Here is a 20533-nt window from a genome sequence, read left to right as displayed (position 1 = left end):
AGATAGAGCGGTTTTGTAGGACAATCCGACCAAAATCAACGTTTTTAGCCGAATCTTGCAAATCGCCCGGTCAACAGGCGACGTGATTCATGGGTAAAACACAGGTTTGCCAGGCTTGGGTGAAATCCCGAAGCCGGCCCTGGGGGTGAAATATTTCTTTCCAGATACGCGCCATCGCCAATACATCATCGGCCGGTGGCAGGTTTGGACGGTGTTGTTCCACCAGCAGCCACGCGATGGCGGTGGCGTAACGCAGGTTGACCGTCAGCTCGAGCTGCGGCCCGCTGAGGAAGGCATGCTGGCTGGCGAGGCCGCGCACCAGGCTGGCGCGCTCGGGGTCCAGCGCCAGGTAGTCATCCCACAGCGCACGGTGGCGCGGTTCGGTGATGCTGTAGAGGCCATGGCCGCGACGGTCGTGCAGGGCTGAACCGAGTGCCGACTGGCTGGCGGCGATGCCCAGCAGCAGGGATTCGGCAGTCGGGTTATGGCGACCCAGATAAAGCAGGGTGGGCCGGATCACATAACGACACAATTCGCTGGCGGCGATGCCCATAAAAGCCTCAATCCATGAAATTGGTCGGCGATACCTGAGAGGGGGCTTGGCAGCAGTGAATCGGATCTCAGGCTCGCCGGAAGCGGATCATGCCGCTTGAGTTGAAGTGTAGTGTCATATTTACGACGTAAAGGACTGTTTTTAAAATATTTTCATCATTTAGTTATATCGTTTATATCAATTTGAACTTAGCACGCCTGAATTTCAGGCAATAAAAAACCCCGGGTTTTAACCGGGGTTTTTGTGTTTCAGCGATCCGGGTCGATCAGGCAACCAGTGCCTGGCGAGTACGATCGATCACGGCCTGCAGCGGTTCTGCGCTGGAGTATTGATCGGGGTACAGGCGTTCGCTGTGACGAGCGATGCCGTGTTCGTTGACCAGGGTAAAGCTGAAGCAGCCTTTGCGAGCGGCCATGATCAGGCAGTTCATTGGTGCAAAAGCGTTAGTTAGGGTGCGAATGGCATCCTGAGTGTGGATTTGAGTGGACATATTATTGGTGTTCCTACAAATGACACGGTTAAGAACCGTGCAACGTTAAAACGTTCCAGTGACGTTGATCACTATTGATCGAACGAAGAACCCGACTGGAACAAAGCAGCCAGTTTGAAGCGCTATTAAGTTGGCGCGCTTGGGCTGGCAGGTAGGTACTTAGGAGGGCAGGCAACACAACAGGGGCAAAGGTTCTGGGCCCGGGGTGAAGATCCTGATCAATTTGCAGGTTGGTTCTTTCAGAGTATTGAAACTTCGCGACACCCTTTGCTTGTTCAAAGGCTGTGTCGTCGCAAGTGATACCTGGAAACCATCGAGGTGGTCGATCCCTTTTTGTCGGCGGTGCCGTGAGGGAGTTGTTCGACCAGAATTGACTTTCAGCTTGGTACTAACGCCGCGGATAGTAACGGATTGAAACGGTGAAAGGAAGTGTGCTAGGTAAAAAACTTTTCTGGCCTCGGTGCGTCGGTAACATTCCTCGGCCGCCTTGCGACCAAAAAACGCGGTTGATATAACCGTCAGGCGGGTAGTTGTGCACATTGGTTGCGTCCTGTGTAACCGCACTGACATACGCATCTGCAATGCCCCCGGGTGCCTGCAACTAAAATTTAAGTCAATGAAAAATCGAGCTTTTTTTTATTGGTGAAAAAATCGTCAGTTTGAGCGCGGCCCCCGTTCCACGGGCCTTTGCGGGAGTTACGTAACGGTTGTCCACTGAGTTATCCACAGCTTCTGTGGATTGTCCCAAGCGCTTGCTCTAGAACGGGCGTGCAGGGTTTTTTCAGCTTTACCTGTACGAAAAAAAGAGTAGAGTGGCGCGCCTTCCGTTCTGTCCCACAGTGCTTTATGAAGTTTCGCTCAGTATCACCTTCTGTTACCGACAGCCCTCAGGTTGTTACCGCACCCAAGCGTTTTTCCCTGAAAGTCGCCTTGTGGCTGCTCGATAGCCCGCGCCTGGGCCACAGCCCCAACGTCAAACACTTCGCCGGGCATTTGCTCAAGCAACCGGCTCGTGCTGGCGTAGTAGTGGCGCAAAGCCGTCTGGGCCAGTTGATGTGCCGCGAGTGCGGCAATGCCCGGGACCGCCGCATCGGCCACGACCTGCTGCGCCAGGCAGCCCGCGCCGGCGACCGCATAGCCCAGCGTGAACTGGGCCAGATCGAAGACTGAGCTGTCCTCAATGCGCAGGCTTGGTTAACCTTCTTCTTTTCGGGTGACGGCAGGAATCGCTATGGCTTTTGACTGGACCAGTGTTGCGCTGGGTCTCGCCGGTGCTGGATTGCCGCTGTTGGGCCTGTGCTGGCAAATTCAGCGCCGACTGAGCGCACGGATGGCCGGCTGGGAATTGCTCGAAGAGCGCCTGGCCACCGCGCAACTGGCCCAGGAAGGGCTCGCCGCGCAGTTGGACGCCAGCCGTGACGAAATCAGCGACCTGAGCCAGGCCAACGCCGCCAAGCAAGCCGACCTCGCCGCCGTGCGCCGGGAAGTCGAACTGCTGCAGATCGACCGCGACAACGCCCGCGACGCCGCCCACGCCTGGAACCTCGACCGCTCCGCCAAAGAAACCGAACTGCGCCGCCTGGATGCCTTGTCTGCGTCCCTGCGCGCCGAATTGCGCGAGCAACAGGAAAGCCATCAGCAACGCCTCAGCGACCTGCAAGGTTCCCGTGATGAGCTGCGCGCGCAATTCGCTGAACTCGCCGGGAAGATCTTCGACGAGCGCGAACAGCGCTTCGCCGAAACCAGCCAACAGCGCCTCGGCCAATTGCTCGACCCGCTCAAGGAGCGCATCCAGTCGTTCGAAAAGCGCGTCGAAGAAAGCTACCAAAGCGAAGCCCGCGAGCGCTTTTCCCTGGCCAAGGAACTGGAGCGCCTGCAACAGCTGAACCTGCGCCTGTCCGATGAGGCCACCAACCTGACCCGCGCCCTCAAGGGCCAGAAAACCCAAGGTAACTGGGGCGAACTGATCCTGGAGCGAGTGCTGGAACATGCCGGGCTGGAAAAGGGCCGCGAGTACCAGACCCAGGTCAACCTCAAGGGCCCGGACGGCGAGCGCTTCCAGCCTGACGTGTTGATCATGCTGCCGGGTGACAAGCAGGTGGTGGTGGATTCCAAGGTCAGCCTGACGGCCTATCAACAGTACGTTGCAGAGGACGATCAAGCGATCGGCCAAGCCGCCCTGAAGGCGCATGTGCTGTCGTTGCGCAACCACGTCAAAGGCTTGGCCGGCAAGGACTACAAACGTCTCGAAGGCCTGCACAGCCTGGATTTCGTGCTGTTGTTCGTGCCCATCGAAGCCGCATTTTCGGCTGCACTCCAAGCCGAGCCGAACCTGTTCCAGGAGGCGTTCGACCGCAACATCGTGATCGTCAGCCCGACCACGCTGCTGGCGACTTTGCGGGTGATCGACAGCCTGTGGAAACAGGAGCGGCAAAGCCAGAACGCCCGGGAAATCGCCGAGCGCGCCGGTTGGCTGTATGACAAGTTCGTGCTGTTTATCCAGGACCTGGACGAGGTGGGCAACCGCCTGCAGCAGTTGGACAAAGCCTACAGCGCAGCGCGCAACAAGCTGACAGACGGACGCGGAAATCTGGTGAGCCGTACCGAGCAACTGAAACTGCTCGGCGCCCGCGCCAGCAAAAGCCTGCCGGCCGACCTGCTGGAACGGGCGATGACCGATGAAGACGGTGTGGCGCAGTTGCCAGAATAGTCACCGGTCTCTGTGGGAGCTGGCTTGCCTGCGATGCAGACACCTCGGTCCTCCAGGTACACCGAGGCGATGCCATCGCAGGCAAGCCAGCTCCCACATGAGCTAAAGCGGCAGGTGACGGCTCAACAAGGCCCGCAACGCCGCCGGCTTCACCGGCTTGGCCAGGTAATCCAACCCCGCCGCATGCACCTGGGCCACCATCTCCGGCCGTCCATCGGCACTGATCACCACCCCCGGAATCGGCTCCGCCAGTTGTGCCCGCAGCCAGCCCATCAACTCGGTGCCGGTCTCCCCGTGGTCGAGGTGATAATCCACCAGGGCCAGTTGCGGCCGCACACCCTCAGCCAGCAGCGCGGCGCATTGCGCCTGGTCGCGCGCGGTCCAGACTTCACAGCCCCAGCGCGTGAGCAAACTGCGCATGCCGATCAGGATGCTTTCTTCGTTATCCACACACAGCACCTGTGCACCACTTAACGGCTGGCCGCTTTCCTGCGCCGGCTTGGCAGGCGCGCTGACCTGGGTGCGCGCCAACGGCACGCGCACGCTGAACACGCTGCCCTTGCCCGGCCATGAACGCACGCTCAAGCGATGCCCGAGCACGCGGCACAAGCCGTCGGCAATCGCCAGGCCCAGGCCCAGGCCTTTCTCGGCGCGGGTCTGGTGACTGTCCAAACGTTTGAATTCTTCGAAGATGACTTTCTGTTTGTCCTGAGGAATGCCGGGGCCGCGGTCCCACACTTCAAGGCACAACTCACCGCGCCGCCGGCGTACGCCCAGTAGCACCGGCCCATCGGCATACCGGAACGCGTTGGTCAGGAAGTTCTGCAACACCCGCCGCAACAATTTGATGTCGCTGTCCACCCGCAAACGACTGCCCCGTAGCCGGAAGCGCAAACCCTGTTCCTGGGCCAGCGCCTTGAACTCGGCGCCCAACGTATCGAACAGTTCATTGAGCACGAAGGGTTGGCGCTGCGGATTGATCTTGCCGTTTTCCAAGCGTGAAATATCCAGCAGGTCGCTGATCAGGTCTTCCGCTGAGCGCAGCGAACTGTCCAGGTGCTGCACCAGTTGCCGGGCATCCGGCGACATGCCGTCGTTCTGATGGGAGAGGGCAGCAGAGAACAATCTTGCGGCGTTCAACGGCTGCATCAAGTCGTGGCTGACCGCCGCGAGGAACCGGGTTTTCGACTGGCTGGCCGTCTCGGCGACACCCTTGGCATCCGTCAGGGCGACGTTGAGTTGCGACAGTTCGTGCGTACGCTCGGTCACTCGCTGTTCCAGGCCTTCGTTGGCCTCGGTCAACGCCTGTTCGGCTTCGCGGAACGCGGTAATGTCGGTGAAACTCATGACAAACCCGCCGCCCGGCATCGGGTTGCCGATCAGCTCGATCACCCGGCCATTGGGGAACAGCCGCTCGGAGGTATGCGCACGGCCCTGGCGCATCCAGTGCAGGCGGCGCGCCACGTGCACTTCGGCCTCGCCCGGGCCGCACAGCCCGCGTTCGGCGTTGTAGCGAATGATGTCGGCAATCGGCCGGCCCACGCTGATCAGGCCTTCGGGGTAATTGAACAGCTCCAGGTAGCGCCGGTTCCAGGCCACCAGCCGCAGGGATTGGTCCACCACGCTGATGCCCTGGGTGATGTTTTCGATGGCGCCTTGCAGTAGCGCCCGGTTGAACTGCAGCACTTCCGACGCTTCGTCGGCGATGCGGACTACGTCCTCCAACTGCATTTCCCTGCCTTCAATGGCGGCTTTCACCACCGCCCGGGTCGACGAAGCGCCGAGCACACCGGCCAGCAGGCGTTCGGTGTGGGCGATCCAGTCGTTGTCAGCGTTCTGGTTGGGGTTAAAGCCTTTGCCCTGGCGATAGGCGAAGCGCACAAAACTCTGGTGAGCCCGCTCTTCGCCGACAAACCGCGCCGCCAGGCTGAGCAAATCGTTGATCTGTACCGAAAGCATCGAGCGGGCGCTGGCCCGTTGATTGATTTCCTGGCCGATAAAACGCCCGGCTTGCCAATGCTCCGACACCCGCGTACGCGACAGCATCGAGACCCACACGAACAACGTGAAGTTACCCGCCAGGGAAAATACGGTGCCCAGGGTCAGGGAAGTCACGGACAAACCCAGCGGGTGCGAATGCAGCCACGTCATGCCCGGGAAAAGGCTGAAGGACCAGCCGAGACTTTTCGCAGTGACCGGTAGGACCAAGGTGTAGAACCACAGGAACGTCCCTGCCGCCAACCCGGCAAAGACTCCGCGTCGGTTGGCCTGTTTCCAATACAGTGCGCCGAGCATCGCTGGAGCCAGCTGGGTCACGGCGGCGAACGCAATCTGGCCAATGGTTGCAAGGCTGGCGGAGGAGCCCAGCAGCCGGTAACTGACGTAAGCCAGCAGCAGGATGATGACAATGCTCACCCGGCGTACCGACAGCATCCAGTGACGGAACACTTCGAATGGCCGCTCGGCGCTGGAACGGCGCAGCAGCCAGGGCAGCAGCATGTCGTTGGAGACCATGGTCGACAGCGCGATACTCGCCACGATCACCATGCCCGTGGCCGCTGAAGCACCACCGATAAACGCCAGCACGGCCAGGGCCGGATGGGCTTCGGCCAGCGGCAGGCTGATCACGTAGGAGTCCGGTAATACCGAGCCCGGCAGCAGCATCTTCCCGCCGAGGGCAATCGGGATCACAAACAGGGCGGCCAGGATCAGATAGGCCGGGAACACCCACTTGGCCAGGCGCAGGTCCTGGGGGTCGATATTTTCCACCACGGTGACGTGAAACTGCCGGGGCAGGCAGATGATTGCCATCATCGCGACGCCGGTCTGCACCACCATCGAAGGCCAGTTGACCGTCTCTTTCCAGTATTCCTCCAGCCGTGGCGCGAGCATCGCCTGGCTGAACAGATCGTCGAAACCGTCGTACAGGCCGTAGGTCACAAACGCACCGACGGCGAGAAACGCGAACAGCTTGACCAGGGATTCAAAGGCAATCGCCAGCACCATGCCCCGGTGGTGTTCCGTGGCGTCCAGGTTGCGGGTACCAAACACGATGGTGAACAGTGCCAGTACCAGCGACACAATCAGCGCCGTGTCCTGGGAGCGGGTGCCGGTGGTGTCGGCGCTGGCCCCGATCAGCAGGTTCACCCCCAGCACGATGCCTTTGAGCTGCAAGGCGATATAAGGCAGCACGCCCACCAGGCAGATCAGCGCCACCACCACTGCAAGGGATTGGGATTTGCCGTAACGGGCGGCGATAAAGTCGGCGATGGAGGTGATGTTTTCCTGCTTGCTGATCAGCACCATCTTTTGCAGGACCCACGGCGCCAATACCAGCAGCAGTACCGGCCCCAGGTAGATCGGTAAAAATGCCCACAACTGTTCGGCCGCCTGGCCTACGGCACCAAAGAATGTCCAACTGGTGCAATACACCGCCAGCGACAGGCTATACACCCAGGCACGCATCCGCGGCGGCAGCGGCGCATGGCGACGGTCACCGTAAAAGGCGATGGCAAACATAATGGCCATATAGGCCAGGGCAACGGCGGCGATCAGCCCGCTGGACAGCGTCATGAGAACTCCAGACATAAGAACGCCCGGGCATTCCCGGCCCGGGCGAACAGTCTCGCATGATGCTTGGCGTTAGTCAGTGTCGACCAAGGTCGGAGCGTGGTGCGATGTCGCAGCTTGGGTTCAGGCGCCGAAGCCGCCGTCGATGGTCAAGCTGGCGCCGGTGATATAGCCGGCCTCAGGGCCTGCCAGGTAGGCGACGAAACTGGCGATCTCTTCCACATGGCCATAACGACCCACGGCCATGAAGCCGATCAGGCTCTCGGCGAAATCACCGCTTGCCGGGTTCATGTCGGTGTCCACCGGGCCTGGCTGCACGTTATTGATGGTGATGCCCCGTGGCCCCAGGTCGCGGGCCAGGCCTTTGGTCAGGCCGACCAGCGCCGATTTGCTCATGGCGTACGGGCCGCCACCGGCAAACGGCATGCGGTCGGCGTTGGTGCTGCCGATGTTGATGATGCGGCCCCCGTCGCCCATGTGCCGCGCGGCTTCCTGGGTGGCGACAAACACGCTGCGTACGTTGATGGCGAGGGTACGGTCGAAGTCTTCCAGGCTGAAATCTTCCAGCGGGCCGACGGCCAGCACGCCGGCGTTGTTCACCAGGATATCCAGGCGCCCGAAGGCTTCGACGGTGGCGTTGACGGCGCTGCGGATGGCGGCGGCATCGGCGCTGTCGGCATGGATCGCCAGGGCTTTGCCGCCTTCGCTGATCACGCTGTTCTGCAATGCTTCGGCCTTGGCGGCCGAGCTGACATAGGTGAAGGCGACGGCGGCGCCCTGGGCGGCCAGGCGCTTGACGATGGCGGCGCCGATACCGCGGGAACCGCCCTGAATCAAGGCGACTTTGCCGCTGAGGTTGTGTGTGGTCATGTCGATCTCCAGAAGGTGTGTTGAGGTTGGAGTCGAGTATCGACCTCGTATGGCGTCCTCGGTAGACCGTGATTGCTATAGTCTGTGTAAACCAAAAGTTTAGAGTGGGCGATATGGAAAGCTTTGGCAGTATCGAATGCTTTGTGCGCAGCGCCGAGGGTGGCAGCTTTGCCGAAGCCGCCCGGCACCTGAGCCTGACCCCGGCGGCCGTGGGTAAAAGCGTGGCCAAGCTGGAAGCGCGCCTGGGTGTGCGGCTTTTCCAGCGCAGCACCCGGCGTCTGACCCTGACCGAAGCAGGCAAGCTATTCCTGGAAGAGGTCAGCGGCAGCCTCACCACTATTCAAAACGCTGTGGCCAACCTGGCCAGCGCCGAAGGGCGGCCCGTAGGCACGCTTAAAGTGAGCATGGGCACTGTGTTCGGTACCCGCTATGTGGTGCCGTTGCTGAGTGAGTTTTTGCAGCGTTTTCCGGATATCAGCCCCGACTGGCATTTCGATAACCGCCAGGTGGACCTGATCGGCCAAGGCTTCGATGCCGCGATCGGCGGTGGTTTTGAGCTGCCCCAGGGCGTGGTCGCGCGCAAGTTGGCCCCGGCGCATCGGATCCTGCTGGCCTCACCCGAGTACCTCGCCAAACGCAAGCCGGTGCTCGCGCCCGAGGATTTGTCGCTCTGCAACGGCATCCTGATCCGCTCACCGCAAACCGGGCGCGTGCGCTCCTGGCAACTCACCCATCGCAACCGCGAACAGCGCCCGCTGGTGCTCAAGCCGCGCATGACCATGAGCGACTCCGGCGCCGCTTGCTGCGCCAGCGCCCAGGGCCTGGGGATTGCGCTGGTCAGCATGCCGATGGCGGTGCCGTTCCTCGACAGTGGCCAGTTGGTGCGCGTGCTGCCCGACTGGTACGTCGACGACGGCAACATCTCGCTGTACTACGCCGAACACAAGCTGCTGCCCGGCAAGACCCGGGCGTTTGTGGATTTCATTCTGGAGCAGTTTGTCGAACGCGAGCTGGGGCGGCGGTTCAGTGCCATTTGATCCTTGTGGGGATCAAGTGTGGGAGCTTCAGTGTCCGAACTTTCCGGGCCAGCCGATCACTTTCTTCGGCCTCGGCGTCGCATACGTGCGGATCTTCGAGGTCGACAGCCCCAACCGCACCAAGCCTTCGGCAATGGTGACCGCCGAGGTCACACCGTCCACCACCGGCACACCCGTGCGGTAGCGAATCTGCTCATCCAGCCCGGCCATGCCGCCGCAGCCCAGGCAGATCACCTCGGCCTTGTCTTCGCTGATCGCCAATTCAGCCTGGCGCACGATGGCCTCCATGGCCTTCAGCGGGTCTTCTTCCAGCTCCAGCACTGCCATGCCGCTGGCCCGCACCGACGCACAGCGCTGATACAAACCCGCCAGTTTCAGCCGGTCCTCGATCAGCGGCACCGTGCGGTCCAGGGTGGTCACCACCGAATAGGCATGCCCGAGGAACATCGCGGTGCTGGCCGCCGCTTCAGTGATGTCCACCACCGGCACATTGAGCAACTCCTGCAAGCCTTCGCGGCCATGTTCGCCGTAGCCGGCCTGGATCACCGCATCGAACGGCTGGTCGTAGGCCATCACCCGGTCCATCACCGCGATGGCTGCCAGGTAGCTTTCGAAATTGCCTTCCACCGATTCGGCGCCGAAAAACGGGGTCAGTCCGACGATCTCGGTGCCGGGGGACGCCACCGCCCGTGCCTGCTTGGCGATGGCTTCGGTGATGGACTCGGTGGTGTTGACGTTGACCACAAGGATGCGCATGGAATGTCCTTACTTAATGACTGACGTTATCGACTGCAATGCTTTCGCCGCTCACATCGGCGTAATACGGCTGGCGCTTGGCGAACAGCAGGTACAGCATCCCTGCAATACCGGCGCCAATCAGCCAGGAAAAGGGCGAGACGTGGGCGAAACCGGGCAGCAGGGCGAGGAGAATGGCGATCACCGCCGCAGGAATAAACGCCGCCACCGCCCGCAAATTGATGCCGCGGCTGTAGTAATAAGCGCCATTCGGGTCTTCGCTGTACAGCTGCGGCACGTCCACCTGGCTTTTGCGGATCAACCAGTAGTCGACCATGATCACCCCGTACAACGGTCCCAACAGAGCGCCGAGGCCCGAGAGGAAATACACGATCACCAGTGGGCTGTTGTAGAGGTTCCACGGCAGGATCAACACCGCCACGGTGGCGCTGATCAGCCCGGCGCGGCGGAAGTTCAGGTACTTGGGCGCCAGGTTGCTCAGCACAAAGGCGGGAGCGACGAAGTTGGCCATGATGTTCACCGCCACTGTCACAATCAGGAACGCCAGGCAGCCCAGCACCAGAAAGAACGTATTCGGAATCGCCGCGATGATTTCGGTGGGGCTCTCGATCACCCGGCCATTGAGGTGAAACTGCCCGCCGCACAGCAGCACGGTGATGGCGGCGAACACCAGGATATTCACCGGCAGGCCCCAGAAGTTGCCGACCTTGATGGTCTTGCGGCAGGGCGAGGAGCGGGCGAAGTCGCAGAAATTCAGGATCAGTGTGCCGTAGATCGCCAGCCACAGCGCGCCGCCGGCGAAGATATTGCGCCACATCTCACCACCGGTCAGTGGCTCGCGAATGGCCCAGGCAATGTGGCCGTCCGCCTGGAAATACATCCAGCCGGCCAGGGACGCTACTGTCAGCAGAATCACCGGCCCGGCGAAGGCTTCATAGCGGCGCACCATTTCCATGCCATAGGCGAGGATCGCGAGCTGCACAAACCAGATCGCCACAAAACACGCCCAGCCCAGGGTGGACAGGCCGAGGATCGAGTTGTGGTCATAGTCGGCAAAACCTGGATGAACCGCCGTCAATAGCACGCGGAAAACCACCGAGGCCAGGTAGGTCTGTATCCCGAACCAGGCAATCGCGATCACCGCACGAATCAGTGCCGGAATCTGCGCACCATGGATGCCAAAACTGATGCGGCTGATCACTGGAAACGGTACGCCGGTCTTCTGCCCCATATAGCCCGACAGGTTCATGAAGAAGTACACCAGCGCCGCGCCGATCCCCAGGGACAGCAGAATCTGCCAGCCACCCAGGCCCAGCGCATACAGGCCGATGGCGAAGGAGTAGTTGGCGATGTTATGCACATCATTGGTCCACAAGGCAAAGATGCTGTAGCGGCCCCAGCGCCGGCCTTCGGCCTTGGTGGGTGCAAGGTCCTTGTTGTGCAGGCGCGGGCTGAGGACCAGCGGGCCGGGGCTCACGGCCTCGGGGTTCAGGGTGGAGGAGGGCAGATCCAGTGCGATGTTATTGGAGAGACTTGTACGCATTCCGGCAGGCTCCTGGACACCAGCAGGAGAACGGCTGATGTCAAAGTGTATGTATCTTTTTTATTGATTGTATACAAAGTGTGTTTTTCCTTAAGCCACATGCGTGCCAGATTTTCGCCGGGAAAATTATCGGATAAGTTGGTTTTTAGAGTGATTGGAAATAAATGGCTGAATTTAAAGCGATATAAATTGACCGTTTGAACAGCTATTTATTTTGTAGCGCAGAGAGGGACGGGGATTTAATAAGAGGTGTGACGCGGGAGGATGTAACTTTTCGGTGCAGGATTTTATAAGTGCACACAAAAATGGCACCGATGGTGACATTTCTGTGTACAGGTTTTTCGACCCAGGTGTTACGCCTTGCTGATGATGTTCCCGGCGTGCAACCCGCATTCTTTCTGGGTTGCTTCTTCCCACCACCAACGGCCTTCGCGTTCGTGCTGGTTCGGCAATACCGGGCGGGTGCAGGGCTCACAGCCGATGCTGATAAAGCCGCGCTCGTGCAGGCTGTTGTACGGCAGCTCGAGCATGCGGATGTAACCCCAGACTTCCTCGCTGGTCATCTGCGCCAGCGGGTTGAACTTGTACAGGGTGCGTTCCGGGGTGGAGAAGGCCGTATCGATTTCCAGCGCAGCCACCTGGCTGCGGGTGCCGGGGCTCTGGTCGCGGCGCTGGCCGGTGGCCCAGGCGCTTACGCCGGAAAGCTTGCGGCGCAGCGGTTCGATCTTGCGTACGCCACAGCACTCGCCATGGCCGTCCTTATAGAAACTGAACAGGCCCTTTTCCTTGACGAAGGGTTCCAGCTTGCTCTGGTCCGGCGAGATCAGCTCGATGTCGATCTTGTAGAACTCACGCACCTGCTCGATAAACCGGTAGGTCTCCGGGTGCAGGCGGCCGGTGTCGAGGCTGAACACCTTGACGTTCTTGTTCAGCTTCCAGGCCATGTCGACCAGCACCACGTCCTCGGCACCGCTGAAAGAGATCCACAGGTCGTCGCCAAACTGGCTGAACGCCAGCTTGAGAATGTCTTGGGCGGATTTGTTGGCATAAGTCGCGGCGAGTTCAGCGACGTCGAAGGCTTGGTTCATCAGGACGGTTCCTACAGGTCAATGGCGCTTAGCGCTCTATAGGGGGGCGATGGTAACAAAATCCCGCCTGCGTTGCGGCGGCCAGCGTGAATCGCTAGAGTTCGGCAGTCCTTATGCTCGCTCAACTCAATAACTTTAAATGGGAGTGTCTTGTGGAAATTGCCTGTCTCGACCTGGAAGGCGTACTGGTCCCGGAAATCTGGATCGCCTTCGCCGAAAAAACCGGTATTGAATCCTTGCGGGCCACCACCCGGGACATTCCCGACTACGATGTGCTGATGAAACAGCGCCTGCGCATTCTTGATGAACACGGGCTGAAGCTCTCGGACATCCAAGAAGTGATCGCCACCCTCAAGCCCCTGGACGGCGCCATCGAGTTCGTCAACTGGCTGCGCGAACGCTTCCAGGTGGTGATCCTGTCGGACACCTTCTATGAGTTCTCCCAGCCGCTGATGCGTCAACTGGGCTTCCCGACCTTACTGTGCCATCGGTTGATCACCGACGAGAACGACCGGGTGGTGAGTTACCAACTGCGCCAGAAAGATCCGAAGCGTCAGTCGGTGCTGGCCTTCAAGACCTTGTACTACCGAGTGATTGCAGCCGGTGATTCCTACAACGACACCACCATGCTGGGTGAAGCCGACCGCGGGATTCTGTTCCACGCGCCGGAGAACGTGATCCGCGAGTTCCCGCAGTTCCCGGCGGTGCATTCGTTTGAGGACTTGAAGAAAGAGTTCATCAAGGCGTCGAATCGGCAGTTGAGCCTGTAAGTTATATGGCGTGGCTGACGCCTCATCGCAGGCAAGCCAGCTCCCACATGTTGACCGCGCTCCCCTGTGGGAGCCGGGCTTGCCCGCGATGGGGCCGGTGTGGCCACTGCACAGCCTAGACCCCTGCCAGCAGACTCTCATAAGGAATGCGCAAGCCTTCATGCAGGCGTTTGATCATCGACAAGCTCAGTTTGCGCTTGTGGTTCAGCACTTCAGAAACCCGCCCGCTCGGACCTATGAAAGGCTCCAGGTCACGGGCGGTCAGGCCTAGTTGCTCCATTCGAAATTTAATTGCTTCTACGGGATCCGAAGGCGGCATTGGGTAATGCTCTGCTTCGTACTTTTCGATAAGTATTGCGAGAATTTCCAGCTCGTCACCCTCAGGCGAGCCGATTTCCGCTTCCCAAAGCTGCTCGACGCGCGCGAGCGCAGCCGTCAGGTCTTCCTGGGAATGAATAGGTTTGATGTTCATCACACGGTCTCCGCATTATGGCGATACAGCTCGACCAGCGGCGTTTTGGCATCCCTGTAACCGGGTTGGCTTTCCCAGAATATTCGCAAGGCAGACAGAGCGATTATCCGCATCCCTGCAACCTCCCAATTTGGGAGATGATAGGTGCGGTTAAGGGCAGATGCAATCTCGGAAATCTTTCCTGACAAGTAGGCAGTCGTTTCATGTGATCCTTCACAGGCGGCTGGTGGACGGTTGAAGCCGGACGCTATCGTCCGACTTCAGCTCCGTCCACTTCAGTACTGATTCAGGTTTTTTCTGCTGCTTGGCTCCTCGTCGCAGAGCCAGGGAGGGGCTGCGTGCTACAGGCTTTCCAAGGTTTGTAACAACACCCGCACCTTGGTCATCGACTCCTGGTACTCCGCCTGCCACTCCGAGTCAGCGACAATCCCGCCGCCGCCCCAGCAGCACACCTGCCCATCCTTGACCAGCAGGCTGCGGATCGCGATGGAGCTGTCCATCTCGCCGCGCACGTCCAGGTATAACAACGAACCGCAATACAACCCGCGTCGGGTCGTCTCCAGTTCGTCGATGATCTGCATCGCGCGGATCTTCGGTGCGCCGGTGATCGAGCCGCCGGGGAAGCTGCCGGCGATCAGGTCGAGGGCGTCTTTGTCGTCTGCCAGTTCACCGGTGACGCTGCTGACCAGGTGATGCACATTCGGATAGCTTTCGAGGCTGAACAGCTCTGGCACTTTCACCGAGCCGGTACGGCAGGTGCGGCCCAGGTCGTTGCGCAGCAGGTCGACGATCATCAGGTTCTCGGCACGATCCTTGGGGCTGGCCAGCAATTCAGCGGCGTTGGCCGCATCTTCCGCAGGCGTTGCACCTCGTGGCCGGGTGCCTTTGATCGGGCGAGTTTCCACCTGGCGCTGGCTGATTTTGACGAAGCGCTCCGGCGATAAACTCAATACCGCGCCATCATCCGGCAGGCTCTGGAACCCGGAAAACGGCGTCGGGCAGGCTTCGCGCAAAGCGCAGTAGGCCACCCACGGATCGCCCATGCACGGGGCGCGGAAGCGTTGGGCAAAGTTGACCTGGTAGCAGTCACCGGCCTGGATGTAGTCCTGGATGCGGGCGAGGGCGTGTTTGTAGGTGTCGGCTGTCACGTCCGGGGCCATTGGGCCTTGCAGCTTGAAGGCCGCCGATACGCTGATGACCGGCTGGCCGAACAAGGTGATCAGGCGTTGCCGTTCGCTTTCCGCCAGTTTGGGATGGAACACCAGTTGGCTGGTCTGCGCCTGGTGATCGCTGATCAAGCCCCATGCGTACAGGCCGAACCTCGCATCCGGCAGGTGCAGGTCGTCCACGGCCAGGTGCGGCAGTTGTTCAAGATGGCGACCGAAGTCATAGCTCAGGTAACCGATCAGGCCACCGGCAAACGGCAGTGCGTAGGGCGCGGGAATCGTGGCTTCACCCAGCAACCTCAGGTTTTCTCGCAAGCGGTGCAGGAAATCGCTGCCGCTTTCGTCCGGCAGTACCGCCAGTGTCGTCTCGGGCCAGGCGCTCAGCAGGTCATAACGGCCGCGCTCGGCAGCCGGTCGGCCGCTGTCCAGCAGCACCGCGCCGGGGGCATGGCGGATCGCTGCAAAGTATTCGGCAGGGTTGGCCCGGTAGGGCAGCGGGTGTACGGAACAGGTCACTGGGTTTATCCCTCGACCGCCGGAATATGCCCAAACATCTCCTGCACAAACTTCACCCGCTCTTCCGGTGTTTCCATCACGCCTGCGGCTTTCAGCTCTTCCAGTCGAGCCTCCACCGCATGGGTGCGCAAGGTCAGGCCGCAGTCGTTGGCGATCTGGATGTTCAGCCCCGGGCGAGCGTTAAGCTCCAGGATCAATGGACCCTTTTCCTGGTCCAGCACCATGTCCACGCCGATGTAACCCAACCCGCACAGCTCGTAGCAGCCGGCGGCGAGCTTCATGAAGCCGTCCCAGTTGGGCAGTTGCACGCCATCCACCGCGTTGGTGGTGTCCGGGTGCTTGGTAATGATGTTGTTCAGCCAGGTGCCGCGCAGGGTCAGGCCGGTGGCCAGGTCGACACCCACGCCAATGGCGCCCTGGTGCAGGTTGGCCTTGCCGCCGGACTGACGGGTCGGCAAGCGCAGCATGGCCATCACTGGATAGCCCATCAGCACAATGATGCGGATATCCGGTACGCCCTCGTAGCTGATGCTCTTGAAAATCTGGTCGGGCACCACCCGGTATTCGATCAGCGCCCGGTCACGGTGGCCGCCGAGGGAATACAGGCCGGTGAGGATGCTGGAAATCTGATGCTCGATCTCTTCATGGCTGATGATCTTGCCGGAGACCGTGCGATAGCGCCCTTCGAAACGGTCGGCGATCACCAGGATGCCGTCACCGCCGGCACCCTGGGCCGGTTTGATCACGAAGTCGCTGCGCCCGCCGATGATCTCGTCGAGCTTGTCGATTTCCTTCTCGGTGGAAATGACTCCGTACATTTCCGGCACGTGGATGCCGGCGGCCATGGCCCGTTCCTTGGTGATGATCTTGTCATCGACGATCGGGTACAGGCTGCGCTTGTTGTACTTGAGCACGTAGTCGGCATTACGCCGGTTGATGCCCATGATTCCCCGCGCTTCCAGGGCCTTCCAGGTCTTCCAGAAGCCGAACATTACGAATCAGCCTTGAGGAAGGCCTTGAAACGTACCAGTTCGGTCAGGCGGTAGCCGCGATAACGACCCATGGCCAGCATGAAGCCCACCAGGATCAACAGGATCGCCGGGAAGGTGAACACGAAGTAGATCAGCTCCGGCACGCTCATGATGATGTGGGCCAGGGATGCGGCGAACAGCGTGCCGATCGCGACTTTCATCGCATGGCCGCCGCCACGTTCTTCCCAGGTGATCGACAGGCGTTCGATGGTCATGGTCAGGATCACCATCGGGAACAGCGCCACCGACAGTCCGCGCTCCAGGCCCAGCTTGTGGCTGAACAGGCTGATGGCCGCGATCAGCACCACCACGAAGGTCAGCACCACCGAGAGCCTCGGCAGCATCTGCAGCTTCAAGTGTTCCAGGTAAGACCGCAGCGACAGCCCCAGCGCCGTAATAATGGTGAACAGCACAATCCCGAAGCCCAGCTGCGTCTCGCGGAACGCCAGGGCAATCAGCACTGGAGTAAAGGTGCCGAGGGTCTGCAGGCCGATCAGGTTGCGCAGGATCAGGATCACCAGCACGCCAATCGGGATCATCACCATGATCATGAAGGTCTGCTGGGTTTGCAGCGGCAGGCCGTACAGCGAGTATTCGAGGAAGTTGGCGTCGGTGTTTTCGTCTGTCAGCTTGGCCAGGCGAATCGCGTTCATTTCGCTGTTGTTGAGGCTGAAGGTCACCATGGCCTTTTTGCCGCCATCGACGGTGATCAGGTTTTCATCGCCGGTCCACCACAGCAGGCGGTCGGCTGGCAAGCCTTGCTCGCCGGTGTCGGGGTTGAAGTACAGCCAGTCATTGCCATTGAAGCTGCGCAGCCAGAGTTCAGGGGTTTGCGGCTGGTCGGCCACCAGGCGGATGGTGTGGACCTTTTCCACCGGTACGTGGGCGATGGACAGCAGTAGCTCGACGATCTTGGCCTTGTGCGGCGTCGACGGGTCGCCCGCCAGCAGCAGCTTCACGTTGTCGTCGTTGAGGTTGTTGGTGCGCTTGATGGCTTCGCTGATAAAGGTTTCGACGTCGGCGGAGTGCTGGCGGATCGGCGCCAGCAGGGCTTCGGCGGCGATCTTTTCCGGGCCTTCGACGGCGATGCTGTCGCGGAAGGTCGGGCCCTTGATCTTGACCTTTTCACCGCTGTAGCGCTTGGTCAGCACCAGGCGATAGTAGAGGGTCTGGTTGCCCTTGGCCCGGCGGGCCGACCAGGTGACCTTGCGGTTGCCGTCGAGGCGATTGACGCTGACGCCGTAGTTATTCGAGATGAAGCTTTCATTCAGGCTGACGAAGTCGCGGCTCAGGGGCGGCACGAACATCTGGATTTTCACCGGGTCCTTGGCGTTGGCGACGAACTCGACCTTGGCGTCGATGTTCCACAGGTCGTCGGTGGCGTCCTCGGTGACGGGTATCCCCAGCACGAAAATCTGATAGGCGGTGACCGAAATGCCCAATACCACCAAAACGGCGATCAGGATTTTCAGGTGCAGATTAAGAGAGCGCATTCAAATTACTCAGCGGTATGAGCGTCGGTGGCGCAGGCAGGTTTGCCCGCCGCGTATTTAAGACTGGGGTCGACCAGCGCATCAAAGCGTTTCAGCGCTTCGGAGCCGATCAGCAGCGGGTATTGGAAGGCGCTGCGGTCAGTCAAGTTCACTTCGATACTGCGTAAAGTGGTGCCCATGCAGATGTCCAGGGCAATCACTGGACGGGCGGTGTAGTTCTTGTCCTCATCGGGGTCGTAGTCACCGGCGCGGCGCTTGATCTTGCTCACGCGGGCCAGGGGACGCTCGATGGGGTGGGAATGTGCGGTGTCGATGGCCAGGTAGAAGCGCACCCAGGATTCACCGTTGCGCTTGAATCGTTTGATATCGCGGGCGCTCAAGGACGCAGTCTTGGCGCCGGTGTCGAGTTTGGCGGCCACTTCCAGGTCGATGCCGGCCAACTTGGCGTATTCATTGAGGCCATACACGGTCTTCTCGGCAGCAACGCCAAGGCCCGGCATAAGCAGTAGAAGCAAAAGGGGGAAGGGCTTGAGTCTCATAAATCCTGACGCGGTGCAGTGCGATGTTCAATTCAAGGCGACTGGCATTGCTGCGCAAGCTCCCTCGTGCGCCTTTTCATCCAGGGATGTGAGGCAAAAGTGGCCGGCATTCTAACATGAAGGTTTTCTTGCGCCAGCGCTGGCAGCCGGCCATGCCCTGATAGGGTGCAAGGCAGGTTATTAGACGATTGTCGACAATGTGTATTTATTCTTTGACTATCCGGGGCTGATTGGCTAGTTTTTGCCGCATTGCTTTTAAAGGTGTCGACAATATGCTGGATCAACTGGAAACCCCAGTAATAGCGTCAGACGATTCCCAGACCATGTCGGAGAACGTCTTCCGGCGTATCCAGGCCGCCATCGTCAAGGGCGAGATCGCCCCCGGCAGCAAAATCTCCGAGCCGGAACTGGCGCGCACCTATGGCATCAGCCGTGGCCCGCTGCGCGAGGCGATCCACCGTTTGGAAGGCCAGCGCCTGCTGGTGCGCATCCCCCACGTGGGCGCGCGAGTGGTGTCCTTGAGCCATGAAGAGCTGATCGAACTCTACGAAATCCGCGAATCCCTGGAAGGCATGGCCTGTCGCCTGGCCGCCGAGCGCATGACCGACGCCGAGATCGAAGAGTTGCGCCAGGTGTTGCACACCCACGAGCGCGATGCGGCCTTCCAGGCCGGTGTCGGCTATTACCAGCAGGAAGGCGACTTCGACTTTCATTACCGGATAATTCAAGGCGCCGGTAACCGCACCCTGACCCAAATGTTGTGCGGCGAGCTGTATCAGTTGGTGCGCATGTACCGCATCCAGTTCTCCGCCACCCCCAATCGTCCACGCCAGGCCTTTGCCGAGCATCACCGCATTCTTGACGCGATTGCCGATCGCGACGGTGAACTGGCCGAGTTGTTGATGCGCCGTCATATCGGCGCTTCCAAACGCAACATTGCCCGTCACTTCCCGGACGGCGCTCCCCAATCACGAGGTGAGTCATGAGTTCCAATAACAACACTACTCCAGGCCAGCGTTTCCGTGACGCCGTGGCCAGCGAACACCCATTGCAGGTGGTCGGCGCGATCAACGCCAACCACGCGCTGCTGGCCAAGCGTGCCGGTTTCAAGGCGATCTACCTGTCGGGTGGCGGGGTGGCTGCCGGCTCCCTCGGCGTGCCGGACCTGGGCATCACCGGCCTGGATGACGTGCTGACCGACGTGCGCCGCATCACCGACGTGTGCGACCTGCCGCTGTTGGTGGACGTGGACACCGGTTTTGGCTCCTCGGCGTTCAACGTCGCGCGCACCGTCAAGTCGATGATCAAGTTCGGCGCGGCGGCGATCCATATTGAAGACCAGGTGGGCGCCAAGCGTTGCGGCCATCGTCCGAATAAAGAAATCGTGTCCCAGCAGGAAATGGTCGACCGCATCAAGGCCGCCGTGGATGCGCGCACCGATGACAGTTTCGTGATCATGGCCCGCACCGACGCACTGGCGGTGGAAGGTCTGGAATCCGCCCTGGAACGTGCCGCCGCCTGCATCGAGGCCGGCGCCGACATGGTGTTCCCGGAGGCCATCACTGAGCTTGAGATGTACAAACTGTTCGCCTCCCGGGTGAAGGCGCCGATCCTGGCCAACATCACCGAATTCGGTGCAACGCCTCTCTACACAGTCGATCAACTGAAATCTGCGGATGTTTCCATCGTCCTGTACCCGCTCTCGGCCTTCCGCGCCATGAACAAGGCGGCCGAGAACGTCTACACCGCGATCCGTCGCGACGGCACCCAGCAGAACGTGATCGACACCATGCAAACCCGCATGGAGCTTTACGATCGCATTGACTACCACACCTTCGAGCAGAAGCTCGACGCGCTGTTCGCCGCCAAGAAGTAACGGACCCTGATACGTGTAGGAGCGAGCTTGCTCGCGAAGATCGTTAACGATAA

At 60.4% G+C, this 20533-nt stretch carries 18 protein-coding genes; 6 read left to right on the top strand and 12 right to left on the bottom strand.

Annotated elements, in window-relative coordinates; all coding sequences use genetic code 11:
• Positions 1-70: 70 nt before the first annotated feature.
• On the bottom strand, positions 71-553 hold the full coding sequence (locus tag D109_RS0123925) for a hypothetical protein (protein ID WP_017479105.1): 483 nt from the start codon (positions 551-553) through the stop codon (positions 71-73).
• Between the two features lie 265 nt (positions 554-818).
• Positions 819-1043, bottom strand: coding sequence for a hypothetical protein (locus D109_RS0123920; RefSeq protein ID WP_003214941.1), 225 nt, complete (start codon positions 1041-1043; stop codon positions 819-821).
• 846 nt (positions 1044-1889) lie between these two features.
• On the opposite strand from D109_RS0123920, the gene D109_RS0123915 reads away from it, so the two are divergent.
• On the top strand, positions 1890-2213 hold the full coding sequence (locus tag D109_RS0123915; protein WP_026078187.1) for a hypothetical protein: 324 nt from the start codon (positions 1890-1892) through the stop codon (positions 2211-2213).
• A gap of 175 nt (positions 2214-2388) precedes the next feature.
• Positions 2389-3753 (top strand): DNA recombination protein RmuC, encoded by a 1365-nt coding sequence (gene rmuC, locus D109_RS0123910; RefSeq protein ID WP_177036364.1) that lies wholly within the window; start codon positions 2389-2391, stop codon positions 3751-3753.
• 102 nt (positions 3754-3855) lie between these two features.
• On the opposite strand, the gene D109_RS0123905 is transcribed toward rmuC, so the two are convergent.
• Entirely contained in the window at positions 3856-7326 is a 3471-nt protein-coding gene (locus D109_RS0123905) for a PAS domain-containing hybrid sensor histidine kinase/response regulator (RefSeq protein WP_017479102.1), read from the bottom strand.
• Positions 7327-7446: 120 nt separating this feature from the next.
• Entirely contained in the window at positions 7447-8193 is a 747-nt protein-coding gene (locus D109_RS0123900; protein ID WP_017479101.1) for a 3-oxoacyl-ACP reductase family protein, read from the bottom strand.
• A gap of 113 nt (positions 8194-8306) precedes the next feature.
• Here D109_RS0123900 and D109_RS0123895 point away from each other — a divergent pair, with 113 nt between their 5' ends.
• Positions 8307-9230, top strand: coding sequence for a LysR family transcriptional regulator (locus D109_RS0123895; RefSeq protein ID WP_017479100.1), 924 nt, complete (start codon positions 8307-8309; stop codon positions 9228-9230).
• Positions 9231-9257: 27 nt separating this feature from the next.
• On the opposite strand, the gene D109_RS0123890 is transcribed toward D109_RS0123895, so the two are convergent.
• The 3 genes from D109_RS0123890 to D109_RS0123880 form a co-directional block, all read right to left on the bottom strand.
• Positions 9258-9986, bottom strand: coding sequence for an aspartate/glutamate racemase family protein (locus tag D109_RS0123890; RefSeq protein WP_017479099.1), 729 nt, complete (start codon positions 9984-9986; stop codon positions 9258-9260).
• Between the two features lie 13 nt (positions 9987-9999).
• Positions 10000-11529, bottom strand: a complete 1530-nt coding sequence (locus D109_RS0123885; protein ID WP_017479098.1) for an NCS1 family nucleobase:cation symporter-1 — start codon at positions 11527-11529, stop codon at positions 10000-10002.
• Between the two features lie 353 nt (positions 11530-11882).
• Positions 11883-12617 carry a phosphoadenylyl-sulfate reductase gene (locus D109_RS0123880; RefSeq protein ID WP_003214958.1) on the bottom strand — a complete coding sequence of 245 codons (735 nt, stop codon included), beginning with the start codon at positions 12615-12617 and terminating at the stop codon, positions 11883-11885.
• 152 nt (positions 12618-12769) lie between these two features.
• On the opposite strand from D109_RS0123880, the gene thrH reads away from it, so the two are divergent.
• The gene (thrH, locus tag D109_RS0123875; protein WP_017479097.1) at positions 12770-13387 is read left to right on the top strand and encodes a bifunctional phosphoserine phosphatase/homoserine phosphotransferase ThrH; all 618 of its coding nucleotides are present in this window, start codon (positions 12770-12772) and stop codon (positions 13385-13387) included.
• 115 nt (positions 13388-13502) lie between these two features.
• On the opposite strand, the gene D109_RS0123870 is transcribed toward thrH, so the two are convergent.
• The 5 genes from D109_RS0123870 to D109_RS0123850 all read right to left on the bottom strand — a co-directional run bounded on the left by D109_RS0123870 (position 13503) and on the right by D109_RS0123850 (position 18604).
• On the bottom strand, positions 13503-13859 hold the full coding sequence (locus tag D109_RS0123870; protein ID WP_026078186.1) for a type II toxin-antitoxin system HigA family antitoxin: 357 nt from the start codon (positions 13857-13859) through the stop codon (positions 13503-13505).
• A 341-nt stretch (positions 13860-14200) separates the two neighbouring features.
• On the bottom strand, positions 14201-15541 hold the full coding sequence (gene pabB / locus D109_RS0123865; protein ID WP_017479096.1) for an aminodeoxychorismate synthase component I: 1341 nt from the start codon (positions 15539-15541) through the stop codon (positions 14201-14203).
• Positions 15542-15546: 5 nt separating this feature from the next.
• On the bottom strand, positions 15547-16533 hold the full coding sequence (locus tag D109_RS0123860) for an alpha-L-glutamate ligase-like protein (protein ID WP_017479095.1): 987 nt from the start codon (positions 16531-16533) through the stop codon (positions 15547-15549).
• Positions 16533-18065: an inactive transglutaminase family protein gene (locus tag D109_RS0123855; RefSeq protein WP_017479094.1), complete on the bottom strand. Its 1533-nt coding sequence runs from the start codon at positions 18063-18065 to the stop codon at positions 16533-16535. The genes D109_RS0123860 and D109_RS0123855 overlap by 1 nt, the downstream gene beginning before the upstream one ends.
• Positions 18066-18070: 5 nt before the next feature.
• The gene (locus D109_RS0123850) at positions 18071-18604 is read right to left on the bottom strand and encodes an ATP-dependent zinc protease (protein ID WP_026078185.1); all 534 of its coding nucleotides are present in this window, start codon (positions 18602-18604) and stop codon (positions 18071-18073) included.
• A gap of 272 nt (positions 18605-18876) precedes the next feature.
• Here D109_RS0123850 and D109_RS0123845 point away from each other — a divergent pair, with 272 nt between their 5' ends.
• Positions 18877-19590: a GntR family transcriptional regulator gene (locus tag D109_RS0123845; RefSeq protein ID WP_026078184.1), complete on the top strand. Its 714-nt coding sequence runs from the start codon at positions 18877-18879 to the stop codon at positions 19588-19590.
• Positions 19587-20480: a methylisocitrate lyase gene (prpB, locus tag D109_RS0123840; RefSeq protein ID WP_003214976.1), complete on the top strand. Its 894-nt coding sequence runs from the start codon at positions 19587-19589 to the stop codon at positions 20478-20480. Before D109_RS0123845 ends, prpB begins: the two co-directional genes overlap by 4 nt.
• Positions 20481-20533: the final 53 nt, after the last annotated feature.

The organism is Pseudomonas sp. PAMC 26793 (assembly GCF_000313235.1).
Classification (GTDB): Bacteria; Pseudomonadota; Gammaproteobacteria; order Pseudomonadales; family Pseudomonadaceae; genus Aquipseudomonas; species Aquipseudomonas yamanorum.
This window is presented reverse-complemented; position numbering and strand designations above follow the sequence as displayed.